Source organism: Mesorhizobium sp. M5C.F.Ca.ET.164.01.1.1, assembly GCF_004792125.1.
In the GTDB taxonomy this organism is placed as follows: Bacteria; Pseudomonadota; Alphaproteobacteria; order Rhizobiales; family Rhizobiaceae; genus Mesorhizobium; species Mesorhizobium wenxiniae.
Window position 1 is genome coordinate 785,577 of record NZ_SRTG01000002.1, and the last position, 13,678, is coordinate 799,254.

A 13,678-nucleotide genomic window follows, 5' to 3' on the forward strand; every position below is an offset into this window, starting at 1 on the left:
AAATGCCTGGCGCGGTGGTGCCGACGGTGCGTATCCAGGCGGAGGATTTCGATGTCGCCGCAGAGATCGCCAAGATGACGCAAGGCCGCGCCGACATCGGCGCCGTGGTGACTTTCTCGGGTCTCTGCCGCGATGAAGCGGGCAGGCTCGCGGCACTCGAACTCGAACATTATCCCGGCATGGCCGAGGCCGAGATCGGCCGCATCGCCGCCGAGGCGGTTCACCGCTGGCCGCTGCGGGGCCTCACCGCCATCCACCGCCATGGCAGGATCGCGCCCGGTGAGAACATCGTGCTGGTGGTCGCTGCCTCCACGCACCGGCAGGCGGCATTCGAGGCGGCGAACTTCCTGATGGATTACCTGAAATCGCGCGCGCCGTTCTGGAAGAAGGAACACCACACCGACGGCTCGCAAGGCGGCTGGGTCGATGCCAAGGAGGCCGACGACGAGGCCGCAAGCCGCTGGAAGCGAAATTGACGTTTCGCGTCACCGCCAGAGGGTGGAAACCCATCAGCCCCCGATCAGCCCTTGTCGGTGCCGATCCAGTGATCGAGCGCAATCCGGCCGGGTCCCCACGCCATGATGCCGAGCGCCATCGCCGCCCAGGTGATGTGCAGCGGCCAGCCGTCCGGCACGGTGAGCTGTATGATCAACGTCATCAGCAGCAGCCCGAATGCCGCCAGTCGTGTCGCCAGGCCGAGAACGAGAAGAATTGGCAGCAGGATTTCCGCCGATCCTGAGACGAACGCCACCAGCCCAGGTGCAGGAAAATCGTAAGGGCCGCCGGGCAGATGCAGCTTGAGCTCCGAGCTGAAAAGCAGCACGGCGACATCGTTCAGCTGCAAAAAACCGTCCCATTTGTTGACGCCGGACCGCCAGAACGGGACGGCGAGTGCGCAGCGCAGGACGAGCTGCGTCAGCGACGGTGTTGCACTCGTGCGAAGGGCGGCATTCACCCTCTCGACGAGGGCGGCGATCCCTCGCGGCTCGATGCTGGCGTTCTGCCCATGGTTCGTCACGCTCATCCTCCCTGGTGTGCCGCTGTGAAGGCGCCTGCTTGCAGCAGGTCGGCAATGTTGGCGGAAAGGTCGAATTCGGCACGCTCCGCAAACGCTGCCGCGGCCGCCGCGCCGAGCGGCTCACCCGCCATGAGGCGATCCAGAAAAACCGCGGTGCCGGGCGGCAGATGGAGGACATAGACTTCGAGGCCGGGTCGCGTGATCAGCGCATCTTCACGGCCGCTTGCGTCGATCCGCCCGACAGGACCGTCGCTCCGGTTTGCCGCGAAGATCGTCACGACGGGATAGCGCGAGCGTATGGCGCGCGTCGCCGGGTGCGGCACGAACACGGTATCGGCCAGTCGTTCGGACGGGATCGACGCCAGTGCTCCGGAAGCCAACGGTTCCGCGTCGGCGGCATGATAGGCGTCGAGCCAAGCCCGCTCCATGCGCGCCACGTCGGCCAGCCACGGCATCGACTGCGCGTATTCGTAGCGCTCGATGAAATCGGGAAAGTCGCGGCCGTACTCGAATAGAAGCGGCGAGGTGGGCGGTGTTTCGCGAACATGAAAGCGCGCCATTGCGCGAAAAAAGTTCGGGCCGGTGATGCGCAGCGTCGCTGGAAAGCTGGCGGCCAGCGCATCGATCAGGCTGACCGTGACGTTGTTGCGGTAGACGGCATATCGCTTGATCGCAGCCTTCCCGTTCGGTCCGGAGACAACGTCAGGCGGGGCTCGGTCAGGATCGAGCAAACCGGCGGTGAATGCCGCGGCATAGTCAAACCGGCGGCAGAGGTCGCCCGACTGGAAATCATCCTGCGGCATGGGCTTTTCCGAACATATGATCGCTGTCGGCATGACGGTCGAGGATCGTTTGGGCGGCCGCCGCCTCTGCCTTGAGCACCGGCCAGTCGGGAATGTCGCTGTCCCATTCGATGAGCGTCGGGAGCGGTCCGCATAGTCCGGTGATGATATCGAAAAGCTTCCAGACCGCGTCGGCGACCGGGCCGTCATGGCTGTCGATGAGCAGCACCTCGCCCTCGTCATCCTCCTGCTCCGCGTGCCCGGCCAGATGGATTTCGCCGACATGATCTATCGGGAAATCCGCGAGGTAGGAAAGGGCTGAATAGCCGTGATTGGTGGCTGAAACGAACACGTTGTTGACGTCGAGCAGCAGGCCGCAACCGGTACGCCGCACCAGCTCGCGAGTGAAATCTGTCTCGCTCATCGTCGATTCCGGGAAAAGGACGTAGGTCGAGGGGTTCTCGAGCAGGATCGGGCGGCCGATCGCCCGCTGCATTTCGTCGATGTGGTCCGCGACCCGCGAAACCGTTGCCGGCGTATAGGGCAGCGGAAGCAGGTCGTTGTAATAGGTGGTGTCGTGGGTCGACCAGGCGAGATGCTCGGAAACGAGCGCCGGCTCATAGCGGTCGACGAGCGCCTTGAAACGGCCGAGATGCGCTTTGTCGAGCGGCCGCGGTCCGCCGATCGACATGCACACCCCGTGCAGCGAAACGGGATAGTCGCGGCGGATCTTGGTCAACGCATCGTGAGGCGGGCCGCCGGCGCCCATGTAGTTTTCGGCGTGGACCTCGAAGAAACCGTCCTTACCGCCGCCGGCAATAATTGCCTGCAAATGTTCATGCTTGAAACTGGTGCCGGCAAGGCCGGCGAGCGGGTGTGCCGGAAAGCGCGAGGTTTTCGACATGCGGGATGCTGGGGCCAGTCCGTTCATCTTCGCCTCCGCTTTCCGGGCAGTTGCATTGCTTACGACGGGATGTCGCGGGCCAATTCCGTAGGCGAGCCCTTGCGGTCGCCGGGTAGGTCCATCGTCGTGCAGGTGCCGCCGTCGACAAACTTCCAGGCGTTGCCTTGGTAATCGACAGTCGAGGTGCCTTGGCAGGTAGTGCCAGGTCCTGCCGCGCAGTCGTTCTGCCCCTTCAGGGCGACGCCAAAGCACTTCTCCTTGCCGGCATCCATCGCCGCCTTGGCCTCTGCCTCGGATAGCGGCGCGGCCGTCGCAAAAGAAGCAAGAGCCGTGGCAACGGCGCCGGCCAGAAAGGCTGCGCTCACGGTTGATCTCGTTGTCATGATTTCACCTCCGATTGGGTTGTTGCGCGCCCGTTCCTCAAGCGCGCATTGGTAAGTTCGGTCCGGAGGCCGCTGTGTTACATCTTTTGGGGAACACGACTTCGTGATCGCCTGGGACCTGGCTTGAGCATAATTTTGCCGGTCATGCCAAGGAGGCCGACGAACAAAGACCACAAGCCGGATGGCACCGCCGTGCGAACAGTGCGTGTGTGGGGCGCCACGGAACCACCGCAATCCTGCGAGACGTTGCGACCAGTTTGGTGCGCTGGGGGAGCAGAATCATGCTGGGCAGGATCGCCGAGTTCTTCATCTTCGGTGTCATGCCGCTGGTCGTTGGTATACTGGTGCCTGAGTTGTCCGTTGCTGCCGAGAAGACCCTGAAGGGCGAGGTGACGTATCGCGAGCGCATCGCGCTGCCGCCCAACGCCGTGCTTTTCGTGCAGCTTGCCAATGTCCCGCAGGCCGATGCGCCGGCCGCTGTCATCGGCGAGCGCAAGATGGCGCCGGCCGGCCAGGTGCCGATCAAGTTCGAGATCAGCTTCGATCCCCAGGTGATCCGGCCTGATATGACCTATGTGCTGCAGGCGCGCATCACCGTCGACGACAGGCTGTTGTTCATCTCCGATACGCGCCACCACGTCGATCCGCTGAGCGACGCGCCGCAGACCATCATGCTGAAGATGGTGACGTCGAGCGAGCAGCCGGCGTCGGCGCCGGTGTTCGGGCAGAGCTGGCTGATCGAGTATATCGACGGCATTGGTGTGATCGCCGAGCCGCAGGCGACGTTCAGGATCAGCGAGGCCGGCAAGGCCGGCGGCAACGGTCCTTGCAACGTCTACTTCGCCATCGCCAAAGTCGATGGTTCGACGATCGCCATCAATGACATCGGTTCGACCTTCAAAGCCTGCGCGCCCGAGATCATGGCCGAGGAAAAGGCGCTGTTCGAGGCGCTGGCCAAGGCGGCGACCTACCATGTCGACGCCGGCAAGCTTGTTATCGCAGACAAGGACGGCCGCGTCATTCTGCGCTTCAACGCCGCGAGCTGATCGTTCAAGCCGGTTTCGGTTTTTGAGCATCATGCGCTGTGGAGGGCGCCGGCATCCGGTGCAGGATCGCCGCAACGAATAAAGGCCAGCATTGCGCCGGCCTTTTTTGCATGTGACGTGGTGATGGACTTATCGGCTTAGCCGACGATCTCTGTGTCCGAGAACCAGTATTTGATCTCCTGCGCGGCGGTCTCCGGCGCGTCGGAGCCGTGCACCGAATTCTCGCCGATCGACAGCGCGTGCACCTTGCGGATGGTGCCTTCGGCGGCGTTGGCCGGGTTGGTGGCGCCCATCACGTCGCGGTTTTTGGCAATGGCGTCCTCGCCTTCCAGAACCTGCACGACGGTCGGGCCCGACGACATGGACTCGACCAGCTCGCCAAAGAACGGACGCTCCTTGTGGACGGCATAAAAGCCTTCCGCCTCGCGGCGGCTCATCCACACCCGGCGCGAAGCGATGACGCGCAGGCCGGCATCTTCCAGCATCTGGGTGATGGCGCCGGTGAGATTGCGCCGGGTCGCGTCCGGCTTGATCATGGAAAAGGTGCGTTCGAGCGCCATGGGATCGTCCTTGTGATGGAGAGTGGAATTCAGGGTGGCGGGCTCTATACAAGCCGCCCGCCGGCTTGCCAAGGGGAGGCTGGCACTAGCCGCCGCATAGCGTGTCGCCGTCAGCCAGAACCAATGTTGTTATAACTGCATCTCGATCGTCAGGTTGGCCGTGTCGCCAGCCCGAAGGCCTTCGCGGACCCGGACCGCCGTCTTGATCGGCAAGAGCAGGCTGCCGGACTTTTTGTCGGGAAACAGCGATGTCCGCCATCTGGTCTGGCCGATGATGGCTTCCACGCCCAGCGAGCCCCAGGGCCGTGCCATCCCCGCCGTCGCCGTCTTGATCCGTGCCCCAAGCTCCGGCGGCAGCGTCACGAAATGCCAGCCGCCCTTGCCTGGATAGACCCAGATCTCGGCCTGCACGTCGTAGCGAAACATTTTGTGCCTTCCTCCGATCAAAGCCGTCGCGGCTGGCTTCGCCATGGTGCCTTGTCGGCAACGCCGGCGATTGGCGAAACATCCATGATGTCGATTCCTCCTCGCAAAGACTGGCAGCGCCGCCGATGCACTACCGCCTTATTACGATCGAAGCGCGCCGGACTTCCCAGCCTTCCCGTTCCAGTTCCGGCACGCTGTGGTTCTCGCTCGGATAGCCGACGCAGAAGTAACCGATCAGCGTCCACTCCGGCGGCGCGTCCAGGATCGTCGCCATTTCGGCCGGATCGAGGATCGAGACCCAGCCCATGCCTATTCCTTCCGCGCGCGCCGCCAGCCAAAAGGTGTGGATCGCCATCACCGCCGAATAGTCGATGGTGGCGGGCATGGTCAGGCGGCCGAGCCCATGTCCCTGTTCTGTCGCGCGGTCGGCGAAAACCGCGAATTGACAGGGCGCCTCGTTCAAGCCGGCGAGCTTCAGGCGTGCATAGAGCGCGGCGCGTTCGCCGCCGAACGATGCGAGCGCCTCTGCATTGCAGCGCTCGAAGCATGTCCTGACCGCGGCGCGGAATTCCGCACTCTCGACCATGACGAAACGCCAGGGCTGGCTCAGCCCGACCGAGGGCGCAATGCTGGCGAGGTCAAGCAGCCGCTCCAGAGCGCCTTCCGGAAGCGGCGTCGGCTTGAATCGCCTGACGTCCCGCCGCCACAGGAAGAGGTTGCCCAACTCGGCGCGAAAATCGTCCGGGAATTCCGGGCCTGACGTCATGGGGTCGTGCTGCCTTTGTTAGGGGAGTAGGGGAGTAGGGGAGTAGGGCAGTAAGTCATGGCGGTGCGCATACCTACTGCCCTACTGCCCTATGCGGCAGCCGCCGCCACCTTGCGGCCGAGGCCGCCATGCAAATCGAGGCAGCGCTCGAACCACTGCGCCACCACATCGCTGTCGTCGAGCAACCGGTAGGGTGAGGCGATGCGCGCCCATTGCAGCGCGCCGAAGACGATGTAGTCGGCAAACAGCGGTGATTGGCCGCCGATGAACGGCTGATAGGTGAGCATCGAGCGCAACGGCTCCAGCGAGGCGCGGAAGGCGCCAAGGCCGAGGTCTCGCGCCGCCATCACCTCTTCCAGTCTCTTGCCGAAGCGCTGCTCGCGGCTCTGGCGGAAATAGGCGGCGTTCGGCTCATCCTGCATGGCGTGGAGGTCCATGATCGCCGCAGTGGTGACATAAGGGTGGATGGTCAGTTGCGACCAGCGTTCGATGAAGCGCGCCATCGCCTTGCCGCCGTCGCCGGAAAACAATGTCGGCCGCTCAGGATAGGCCTCATCGAGATAGAGCGCGATGGCGAAGGAATCGGCGACCACCTTCTCGCCGTCGCGGATCACTGGAACGAGTTTCGAAGCGCCGCCTTCAACAGTGGGCACTTCGAGAAAACGCGTCGGCACGGTTGAGATGTCGACCCCCTTGTGGGCAAGCGCCATCGTCGCCTTCCAGCAATGTGGGCTGAACGGACGGGCGGCATCGCGTCCGACGAGGTCATAGAGCAGAATGGTCATTGGCGGCAGCTTCCTTGCGGTCTACTAGAGCGACGTTTCGGGCCGATGCGGTAGGCACCCGAAACGGGGTCTCGCGGGTCGGGAGAAAAAGATGAAACAGCACTTCATGATGTTTGCGGCCTACAATCAATGGGCCAATAGCCGCATCTACGATGCCGCCGCCGATCTCGACGAGGAAGAATTTCACCGCAATGTCGGGGTTTTCTTCGGCTCGATGATGGGCACGCTCAACCATGTTCTGACTGCCGACCGCATCTGGATGAGGCGCTTTACCGGCGAGGGCGACGCGCCGGCCAGGCTCGATACGATCCTGCACCGCGCCTTGCCGGGCTTGCAGCTGGCGCGCGAGGCCGAAGACAAAAGGATTATCGACTGGGTCGGGGCGTTAAGCGACAAGGCTTTGTCCGGCCGCTTCTCCTACATGACCGTCTCCGACATGCGCACCGTCTCGCAGCGATTGGCGCCGGCGCTTGATCATTTTTTCAACCACCAGACCCATCACCGCGGCCAGGCGCACGCGATCCTGACCGTTCTCGGCCGGCCTTCGGTGCCACTTGACCTGACGCTGTTCCAGCGCAGCGAAGAGGGCCGCGCCTTCGCCTGATTTGGATTATCCGGATCGATCACGATCGAATTGAAGCAAAGTCTTAGGACTTCATTCGTGTTCCGGCTTCAAAATAGCCTGCCATAGCGGGAGCAATGGCATGCGGATCGATTTTTCCCCCACGAGTTGGGGCAGGGTGGTGGCCGTCACCGTTGTCGGCACCGCGGTCTGCATCGCCGCCGCCTTCTTCGTCGATTCCTTCAATTTCCCGTATCTGTCGCCTGAAGCGCTGTGGCGGGCGAAACTCACCGATCTGCTGCTGCCGCTGGTGCTGGCCGGTTCGTTCCTGTCTTTCCTGATGTGGAAAATGCGTCAGCTGGCAATCGCGCAAAAGGAACTGACAATTGTCGCGGCGACCGACAGCCTGACAGCGGTGTTCAACCGCGGCGCGTTTTCAATGCTTGTCGAAGCCTATCTCGAGCAAGCTCGCAGCCATTCTGTCGCCAGCTCCGGCGCCTTGCTGATTGTCGACGCCGACCATTTCAAGTCCGTCAACGATCGCCTCGGCCACGACTGTGGCGATCAGGCCCTCAAGCTGATCGCCAAGACCATTCAAGACCAGCTGCGCGGCGCCGACATCGTCGGGCGAATTGGCGGTGAGGAATTCGCAGTCTTCCTTCCCGGCGCCGACCCGTCGCATTCCTGGCTGGTCGCGGAGGGGATACGGCGCCGTATCCGCGAGGCGGATTTTTCCCCGGGCGGGCAACCCTGTCCCCTCTCGGTAAGCATCGGCGGCGTCGCCTTCAGCGGACCGACCACCTATGCCGAGATGTTCGTTGTGGCGGATAAACACCTATACAGGGCTAAATCAAACGGCCGCGACCAAGTCAGCTTTGAAGCGGCGACATTGAGCGGTTTTCCGAACGGCGACCTGATGACGGTCCATTGAGGGCCGCGCCTGATATCCATGTCGGAAACCCGTCGAAGACGAACAGCATCTTCGGCGGGCCATAGTCGCAAAAGAGGCCTAGCCAGTCATGCGGCGTATCCGCCCTGGCCCCGCGCGACCGGCTTGACCGAGACTGCCGGTTGGGCCGAAGGCCAGAGAATGCCTGCCGCCGCCGCGAAGGTGATCATGGCATCGCGCGCCGCTTCGGGCGAGATCTCGCCGGCACGTGCCGCCTCGCATGCCTTCACCGCCGCGCCATAACTCAGGCGTCGCCGCGATGGTGGGAACTCGGTCAGGAACTCATGCATGTCGAAGAGCGAAGCGATTATGCGCTTGTGGCCGGCGCCGACGGTAACGGCGACGGGGGTGAAGAGGATCGTGTCGTGCATTCTTGCCTCTCGAATTGGGCGGAGGTGACGGCGGACGCCGCTCTCCGATCTGAATTGGACGCCCAGAAACGCGGATTGCGGCATCAGGTTCCATGTTGCCGAGATTTGATTTTCGCCACCAAGCTCCGTGGCATCAGCGCCGTGTCGAAAGGCAGCCTATTTCCACATGTCGCGCATGCGGGCGCCAAGGTCGACGCGCACTTGCGGCTGGCGGCGCGGATCGTCCTTGGCCTGGACGCTCGCCCATGATGTCTGTTCGAAGGCGCCGAGGATCGAGGCCGGGATGAAGCGGGTGCGCGAGGCGTAAACGTGGCGATCGCCGCGCGCCGCCTGGCCGTGGACGAAAAAGCGCTGCGGCATGACCAGGTGCAGGCCGTCCTTGGCCCGCGTCATCGCCACGTAGAGCAGGCGGCGCTCCTCGTCGATATCCTCCTTCGAGCCGACGGCGAGATCGATCGGGATGCAGCCGTCGACGGTGTTGAGCACGAAGACGTTCTTCCATTCCTGGCCCTTGCCCGAATGGATGGTCGACAGGATCAGATAGTCCTCGTCGCGATGCGGCGGCCCGGCCTCGTCGCTGGTTGCATCCGGCGGATCGAGCGTCAGTTCGGTCAGGAAACGCTCGCGCGAGGCATAGCCCGAGGCGATTTGTTCGAGCTGCAGAATATCGGCCCGGCGCGTCGTTGCGTCCTCGTGGATGCGGTCGAGATGCGGCTCATACCAGAGCCTGACCTGTTCGAGATCAACAGGCCATTTTCCCGACCCGGTGCGAAGCTGCGAGAACAGCGCGACGAAACCCGGCCAGTCGTCGGCGGCGCGTTGCGGCGGCCGGTAGCGCGCCAGCCCCATCGTTTCGTCGAGCGAAGTCGCCATGGTGTCGACGATCTGCGAAGCCGCCGAAGGGCCGATACCGGGCAAAAGCTGCAGCACGCGAAAACCGGCGACGCGGTCACGCGGGTTTTCGGCGAAGCGCAGCACCGCCAGCACGTCCTTGACATGGGCGGCGTCGAGGAATTTCAGCCCGCCGAACTTGACGAACGGGATGTTGCGGCGCGTCAGCTCGATCTCCAGCGGCCCGCTGTGGTGCGAGGCGCGAAACAGCACGGCCTGCGCTTTCAGCGCCGTGCCGGCCTCACGCTCGGTCAGAATAGCCTGGCAGACGTAACTCGCCTGCTCGGCTTCGTCGCGAACGCTGACCAGCCTCGGCTTTTCCGCCGATTTGCGCTCCGACCAGAGGTTCTTGGTAAAGCGCTCCGAGGCCTCGCCGATCACCGCATTGGCGGCGGCCAGGATGGTCTCGGTCGAGCGGTAGTTGCGCTCAAGCATGACGATCTCGGCCGGCTGCGCGAACTGTTTGGGGAAGTCGAGGATATTGCGCACTTCCGCCGCTCGAAACGAATAGATCGACTGCGCATCGTCGCCGACCACCGTCAGCCCGGAGCCGTCCGGCTTGAGCGCCGTGAGGATCGAGGCCTGCAGCCGGTTGGTGTCCTGGTATTCGTCGACCAGCACATGGTCGAAGCGCCCGCCCAGATGCGCTGATATCTCCGGCTCGCCGGCCATCTGCGCCCAGTAGAGCAGCAGGTCGTCGTAATCGAGCACGTTCTGCGCCTGCTTGGTCTCGACATATCGGGCGAACAGCGTCTTAAGCTGTTCTGCCCAACCCGCGCACCAGGGAAACACCGAACCGAGAATCTCGCCGAGCGGCGCCTGCGCGTTGACGGCACGCGAATAGATCGCCAGGCACGTGCCCTTGGTCGGAAAACGGCCTTCGGTTTTGGAGAAGCCGAGTTCGTGCCGGGCGAGGTTCATCAAGTCGGCCGAATCCTCGCGGTCATGGATGGTGAAGGCCGGATCGAGGCCGATCTCCAGCGCATAATCGCGCAGCAGCCTGGCGCCGATGCCGTGAAACGTGCCGGCCCAGCTCAGCGCATCGGTGATGATGGAAGCGTCTCGGCCGAGCACCTCGCCGGCGATGCGCTCGACCCGCTTGGCCATTTCCGATGCGGCACGACGCGAAAACGTCATCAAAAGGATGCGCCTCGGGTCAGCGCCCCTGACGATCAGATGCGCGACGCGATGCGCCAGCGTGCTGGTCTTGCCGGAGCCGGCCCCGGCGATCACCAACAGCGGCCCGGCGACCTTGCCGTCGCCATGCTCGACGGCAATGCACTGCTCGGCATTCAGCTTCGCGAGATAGGCAGGCCGGAAGGTCGAATCACGGGCAGCGAGGTTCATTGCCCATCAAGCATCGTTTCCGCTTTGTTCGCAACGGTTTCGGCGTGAAAGTTGCGATCGATGCGTCCGTTTCTACTGGCGCACCCGCCGATGAACTGGACCTAGCGCTCGGGCTCTACGCCCATTGCCGCCGACTGCCGCCGCAACGACTCGTCGTCATCGGGAGGCGGCAGCAACGGCGGATCGAAGTCGTCGGGCACCTCGTCAATGATTTCTCTGACTATACGGTAGGCCACGTAGACTGCGGCACCGGCTATGAGCAGACGGATCATGATCTTCTCCATTGGTGTGGACAAACCGAAGAGCCCGCGTTTTGTTCCTCGCTCTCTCGTTTTGTTCCCCGCTTTCCGAACGCCCCGAGCTCTGCCCGAGCGTGCAACCAAATCAGCACCGTCTCGTTTGCCCGATGACAGGAGGTTGCGATGAACAAGCTTTCAATTTTGCTGGCCCCGACCTGGCTCGTTTTGGCGGCAGCGCTGGCTGTCGCGGCTTGCGATAACAACATCCCACCGACAAAGGCCCCCGGCGCCGATCAAAACCCGCAGGTCGACCCTGCACCCAAATCGACGTCAGGCGATGAGCAACCCGGCACGCCGCCGGCGCAGTGATGGAACGCAGAAAAAGTGGCCGGCGCCGCTTGGGAGGGGAGCGATGACGCCGGCCAGGCGGGTATCAGGTCCGCCGCGTACATAGAGATAGCTGAGTCTTGCCGTTGCGTCATGGGGTGATCGCGGAAGACGACCGCGTTGGACAGTCAATCTACTGACAAATGTGACAAAACTGCAATTTCCGATGCGAGAAGCCGATGCTCGCCAGGCGCCGCGTCGTCGCAGCAGGTTCCGGCCCAACCCGGGGCTGGCCTCTGATCCGGTGAGGACGGCGATCGGAACTTTCCTCCCGCAGCATCAGGCAATCTGCCGCTGCCGGCCATTTTCATGCCTTATCCGGCCAAGCGGCGCTCAAGGTCTTGCGAAGCGCTGACGTCCCGTGCAAAAGCGCGGCCATGCTGATCATTAACGACCTTTCGCTCCGCATGGCCGGACGTCTGCTTCTCGACCATGCCTCGCTGACCTTGCCGGCCGGCAGCAAGGCAGGCCTCGTCGGTCGCAACGGCACCGGCAAGACCACTTTGTTCAAGGCGATTACCGGCGACCTCGCCTCCGAGACCGGCTCGATCAGCCTGCCGAAGAACACGCGCATAGGCCAGGTGGCGCAGGAAGCGCCCGGCACCGAGGAGCCGCTGATCGAGATCGTGCTCAAGGCCGACCTTGAACGCTCCGCATTGATCGAGGAGGAAAAGTCGGCGACCGATCCGCACCGCATCGCCGACATCCACATGCGGCTGGCCGATATCGACGCCCATTCGGCCGAGTCGCGTGCGGCCACCATCCTCGCCGGCCTCGGCTTCGACGACGACGCCCAGCGGCGGCCAGCCTCGTCGTTCTCCGGCGGCTGGCGCATGCGCGTCGCACTCGCCGCAGTGCTGTTTGCCGAGCCCGATCTGCTGCTGCTCGACGAGCCGACCAACTACCTCGACCTCGAAGGCACGCTGTGGCTGGAAAACTACGTGTCGAAATATCCGCACACCGTACTTCTGATCTCGCACGACCGCGACCTGCTCAACCGCGCCGTCAACTCGATCGTCCATCTCGACCAGAAGAAGCTGACTTTCTGGCGCGGCGGCTACGACCAGTTCGAACGCCAATACACCGAGCAGCGCGAATTGCAGGAGAAGGGCAGGGTCAAGCAGGAAGCCGCGCGCAGGCACATGGAATCCTTCGTCGAGCGCTTTCGGGCCAAGGCTTCCAAGGCGAGACAGGCGCAGTCGCGCATCAAGGCGCTGGAGAAGATGAAGCCGATCGCCGCAATTGTGAACGACAACGTGCGGCCGTTCTCCTTTCCCGAGCCGGTGAAGACGGTCGCCTCGCCGATTATCGCGCTGAACAATGTCAATGTCGGCTACACCGAGGGTCAGCCGATCCTTAAGAAGATGACGCTGCGCATCGACGCCGATGACCGCATCGCGCTGCTTGGCGCCAATGGCAACGGCAAGTCGACGTTCGCCAAGCTTCTGTCGGGCCGGCTGAAGCAGGAGACCGGCACCATGACGGTGGCGCCCGGGCTGAAGGTGGCGATCTTTGCCCAGCATCAGCTCGACGATCTCCGGCCGAACGAAAACGCCTATGAGCATGTCCGCCGGCTGATGCCGGAAGCGCCGGAATCGAAAGTGCGCGGCCGCGTCGCCCAGTTCGGCCTGACCACCGAAAAGATGAACACCGCCGCCAAGGACCTGTCGGGCGGCGAGAAGGCGCGACTGCTGATGGGCCTGTCGGCTTTCGAGGGCCCAAACCTGTTCATCCTCGACGAACCGACCAACCATCTCGACATCGACAGCCGTGAATCGCTGATCCATGCGCTGAACGAGTTTCCCGGCGCCGTCATCCTGATCTCGCACGACCGCCATCTGCTCGAGGCAACGGCCGACCGGCTATGGCTGGTCAAGGATGGGACGGTCAATCCTTTTGACGGCGACCTCGATGACTACAAGACGCTGGTCACCGGTGTCTCCGGCGACCGCCGCGGCAAGCGCGAAGCCGAAAAAGCCTCGAAGGCCGACCGCCGCCGCGACGCGGCCGCACGCCGTGCCACCTTCGAGCCACTGGCCAAGGAAATCCGCGCCACCGAAGCGCTGATGGACCGCATCCGTAAGCGCATCGACTTGATCGAGGACGAACTCGCCAACCCGGCGGTCTATGAAAAGGACCCGTCGACGGCGACACGGCTGGCCAAGGAGCGCTCGCAACTGGCCCACACGCTGGCCGCCCATGAGGAAAAATGGCTGTCGATGTCGGCGGAATACGAGGAAGGGACGGCGGAGTAGCGCCATC

At 63.5% G+C, this 13,678-nt stretch carries 17 protein-coding genes; 6 read left to right on the forward strand and 11 right to left on the reverse strand.

Translation table 11 applies throughout. The features are described 5' to 3' along the window. The first annotated feature begins 2 nt into the window (after positions 1-2). Positions 3-476 carry a molybdenum cofactor biosynthesis protein MoaE gene (locus EN807_RS20460; RefSeq protein ID WP_135936424.1) on the forward strand — a complete coding sequence of 158 codons (474 nt, stop codon included), beginning with the start codon at positions 3-5 and terminating at the stop codon, positions 474-476. Positions 477-520: 44 nt separating this feature from the next. Here EN807_RS20460 and EN807_RS20465 read toward each other — a convergent pair whose 3' ends face one another. From EN807_RS20465 to EN807_RS20480, 4 genes are read right to left on the reverse strand one after another with little or no spacing between them, the layout of a single operon-like run. Further along, the gene (locus EN807_RS20465) at positions 521-1,024 is read right to left on the reverse strand and encodes a DoxX family protein (RefSeq protein WP_135936425.1); all 504 of its coding nucleotides are present in this window, start codon (positions 1,022-1,024) and stop codon (positions 521-523) included. Next, positions 1,021-1,821, reverse strand: coding sequence for a DNA-binding domain-containing protein (locus tag EN807_RS20470; RefSeq protein WP_135936426.1), 801 nt, complete (start codon positions 1,819-1,821; stop codon positions 1,021-1,023). Before EN807_RS20470 ends, EN807_RS20465 begins: the two co-directional genes overlap by 4 nt. Next, positions 1,808-2,731 carry a DUF692 domain-containing protein gene (locus tag EN807_RS20475; protein WP_135936427.1) on the reverse strand — a complete coding sequence of 308 codons (924 nt, stop codon included), beginning with the start codon at positions 2,729-2,731 and terminating at the stop codon, positions 1,808-1,810. The genes EN807_RS20470 and EN807_RS20475 overlap by 14 nt, the downstream gene beginning before the upstream one ends. A gap of 32 nt (positions 2,732-2,763) precedes the next feature. Further along, entirely contained in the window at positions 2,764-3,087 is a 324-nt protein-coding gene (locus EN807_RS20480) for a DUF2282 domain-containing protein (RefSeq protein ID WP_065008956.1), read from the reverse strand. Positions 3,088-3,368: 281 nt separating this feature from the next. Between EN807_RS20480 and EN807_RS20485 the strand changes: the two genes are divergently transcribed. Continuing rightward, positions 3,369-4,133 (forward strand): YbaY family lipoprotein, encoded by a 765-nt coding sequence (locus tag EN807_RS20485; RefSeq protein ID WP_135936428.1) that lies wholly within the window; start codon positions 3,369-3,371, stop codon positions 4,131-4,133. Between the two features lie 137 nt (positions 4,134-4,270). On the opposite strand, the gene ndk is transcribed toward EN807_RS20485, so the two are convergent. The 4 genes from ndk to EN807_RS20505 all read right to left on the reverse strand — a co-directional run bounded on the left by ndk (position 4,271) and on the right by EN807_RS20505 (position 6,670). Continuing rightward, positions 4,271-4,693 (reverse strand): nucleoside-diphosphate kinase, encoded by a 423-nt coding sequence (gene ndk, locus EN807_RS20490; protein ID WP_135936429.1) that lies wholly within the window; start codon positions 4,691-4,693, stop codon positions 4,271-4,273. Positions 4,694-4,822: 129 nt separating this feature from the next. Next, entirely contained in the window at positions 4,823-5,119 is a 297-nt protein-coding gene (locus tag EN807_RS20495) for a DUF1905 domain-containing protein (protein WP_029354315.1), read from the reverse strand. Positions 5,120-5,249: 130 nt separating this feature from the next. Further along, positions 5,250-5,885, reverse strand: coding sequence for a 5,6-dimethylbenzimidazole synthase (gene bluB / locus EN807_RS20500; RefSeq protein ID WP_135936430.1), 636 nt, complete (start codon positions 5,883-5,885; stop codon positions 5,250-5,252). Between the two features lie 89 nt (positions 5,886-5,974). After that, on the reverse strand, positions 5,975-6,670 hold the full coding sequence (locus EN807_RS20505) for a glutathione S-transferase family protein (protein WP_065008960.1): 696 nt from the start codon (positions 6,668-6,670) through the stop codon (positions 5,975-5,977). 91 nt (positions 6,671-6,761) lie between these two features. Here EN807_RS20505 and EN807_RS20510 point away from each other — a divergent pair, with 91 nt between their 5' ends. Together EN807_RS20510 and EN807_RS20515 are read left to right on the forward strand one after the other, a co-directional pair. After that, complete coding sequence (locus EN807_RS20510; RefSeq protein WP_065008961.1) at positions 6,762-7,274, forward strand: DinB family protein; 513 nt, start codon at positions 6,762-6,764, stop codon at positions 7,272-7,274. 100 nt (positions 7,275-7,374) lie between these two features. Further along, positions 7,375-8,163, forward strand: coding sequence for a GGDEF domain-containing protein (locus EN807_RS20515; RefSeq protein ID WP_127210807.1), 789 nt, complete (start codon positions 7,375-7,377; stop codon positions 8,161-8,163). Positions 8,164-8,249: 86 nt separating this feature from the next. Here EN807_RS20515 and EN807_RS20520 read toward each other — a convergent pair whose 3' ends face one another. The 3 genes from EN807_RS20520 to EN807_RS35275 form a co-directional block, all read right to left on the reverse strand. Beyond that, on the reverse strand, positions 8,250-8,552 hold the full coding sequence (locus EN807_RS20520; RefSeq protein ID WP_135936431.1) for a DUF982 domain-containing protein: 303 nt from the start codon (positions 8,550-8,552) through the stop codon (positions 8,250-8,252). 156 nt (positions 8,553-8,708) lie between these two features. Next, on the reverse strand, positions 8,709-10,790 hold the full coding sequence (locus tag EN807_RS20525; protein ID WP_135936432.1) for an ATP-dependent helicase: 2,082 nt from the start codon (positions 10,788-10,790) through the stop codon (positions 8,709-8,711). A gap of 101 nt (positions 10,791-10,891) precedes the next feature. After that, the gene (locus EN807_RS35275; protein ID WP_082982452.1) at positions 10,892-11,062 is read right to left on the reverse strand and encodes a hypothetical protein; all 171 of its coding nucleotides are present in this window, start codon (positions 11,060-11,062) and stop codon (positions 10,892-10,894) included. Positions 11,063-11,212: 150 nt separating this feature from the next. On the opposite strand from EN807_RS35275, the gene EN807_RS20530 reads away from it, so the two are divergent. After that, positions 11,213-11,398, forward strand: coding sequence for a hypothetical protein (locus EN807_RS20530; RefSeq protein ID WP_065008966.1), 186 nt, complete (start codon positions 11,213-11,215; stop codon positions 11,396-11,398). A gap of 395 nt (positions 11,399-11,793) precedes the next feature. After that, positions 11,794-13,671: an ABC-F family ATP-binding cassette domain-containing protein gene (locus tag EN807_RS20535; protein ID WP_135936433.1), complete on the forward strand. Its 1,878-nt coding sequence runs from the start codon at positions 11,794-11,796 to the stop codon at positions 13,669-13,671. Positions 13,672-13,678 lie beyond the last annotated feature (7 nt).

Bases quoted from the DNA above. Each gene is read 5' to 3' on its own strand.
- EN807_RS20460 (WP_135936424.1), top strand. From the start codon at position 3: ATGCCTGGCGCGGTGGTGCCGACGGTGCGTATCCAGGCGGAGGATTTC.
- EN807_RS20465 (WP_135936425.1), bottom strand. From the start codon at position 1,024: ATGAGCGTGACGAACCATGGGCAGAACGCCAGCATCGAGCCGCGAGGG.
- EN807_RS20470 (WP_135936426.1), bottom strand. From the start codon at position 1,821: ATGCCGCAGGATGATTTCCAGTCGGGCGACCTCTGCCGCCGGTTTGAC.
- EN807_RS20475 (WP_135936427.1), bottom strand. From the start codon at position 2,731: ATGAACGGACTGGCCCCAGCATCCCGCATGTCGAAAACCTCGCGCTTT.
- EN807_RS20480 (WP_065008956.1), bottom strand. From the start codon at position 3,087: ATGACAACGAGATCAACCGTGAGCGCAGCCTTTCTGGCCGGCGCCGTT.
- EN807_RS20485 (WP_135936428.1), top strand. From the start codon at position 3,369: ATGCTGGGCAGGATCGCCGAGTTCTTCATCTTCGGTGTCATGCCGCTG.
- ndk (WP_135936429.1), bottom strand. From the start codon at position 4,693: ATGGCGCTCGAACGCACCTTTTCCATGATCAAGCCGGACGCGACCCGG.
- EN807_RS20495 (WP_029354315.1), bottom strand. From the start codon at position 5,119: ATGTTTCGCTACGACGTGCAGGCCGAGATCTGGGTCTATCCAGGCAAG.
- bluB (WP_135936430.1), bottom strand. From the start codon at position 5,885: ATGACGTCAGGCCCGGAATTCCCGGACGATTTTCGCGCCGAGTTGGGC.
- EN807_RS20505 (WP_065008960.1), bottom strand. From the start codon at position 6,670: ATGACCATTCTGCTCTATGACCTCGTCGGACGCGATGCCGCCCGTCCG.
- EN807_RS20510 (WP_065008961.1), top strand. From the start codon at position 6,762: ATGAAACAGCACTTCATGATGTTTGCGGCCTACAATCAATGGGCCAAT.
- EN807_RS20515 (WP_127210807.1), top strand. From the start codon at position 7,375: ATGCGGATCGATTTTTCCCCCACGAGTTGGGGCAGGGTGGTGGCCGTC.
- EN807_RS20520 (WP_135936431.1), bottom strand. From the start codon at position 8,552: ATGCACGACACGATCCTCTTCACCCCCGTCGCCGTTACCGTCGGCGCC.
- EN807_RS20525 (WP_135936432.1), bottom strand. From the start codon at position 10,790: ATGAACCTCGCTGCCCGTGATTCGACCTTCCGGCCTGCCTATCTCGCG.
- EN807_RS35275 (WP_082982452.1), bottom strand. From the start codon at position 11,062: ATGATCCGTCTGCTCATAGCCGGTGCCGCAGTCTACGTGGCCTACCGT.
- EN807_RS20530 (WP_065008966.1), top strand. From the start codon at position 11,213: ATGAACAAGCTTTCAATTTTGCTGGCCCCGACCTGGCTCGTTTTGGCG.
- EN807_RS20535 (WP_135936433.1), top strand. From the start codon at position 11,794: ATGCTGATCATTAACGACCTTTCGCTCCGCATGGCCGGACGTCTGCTT.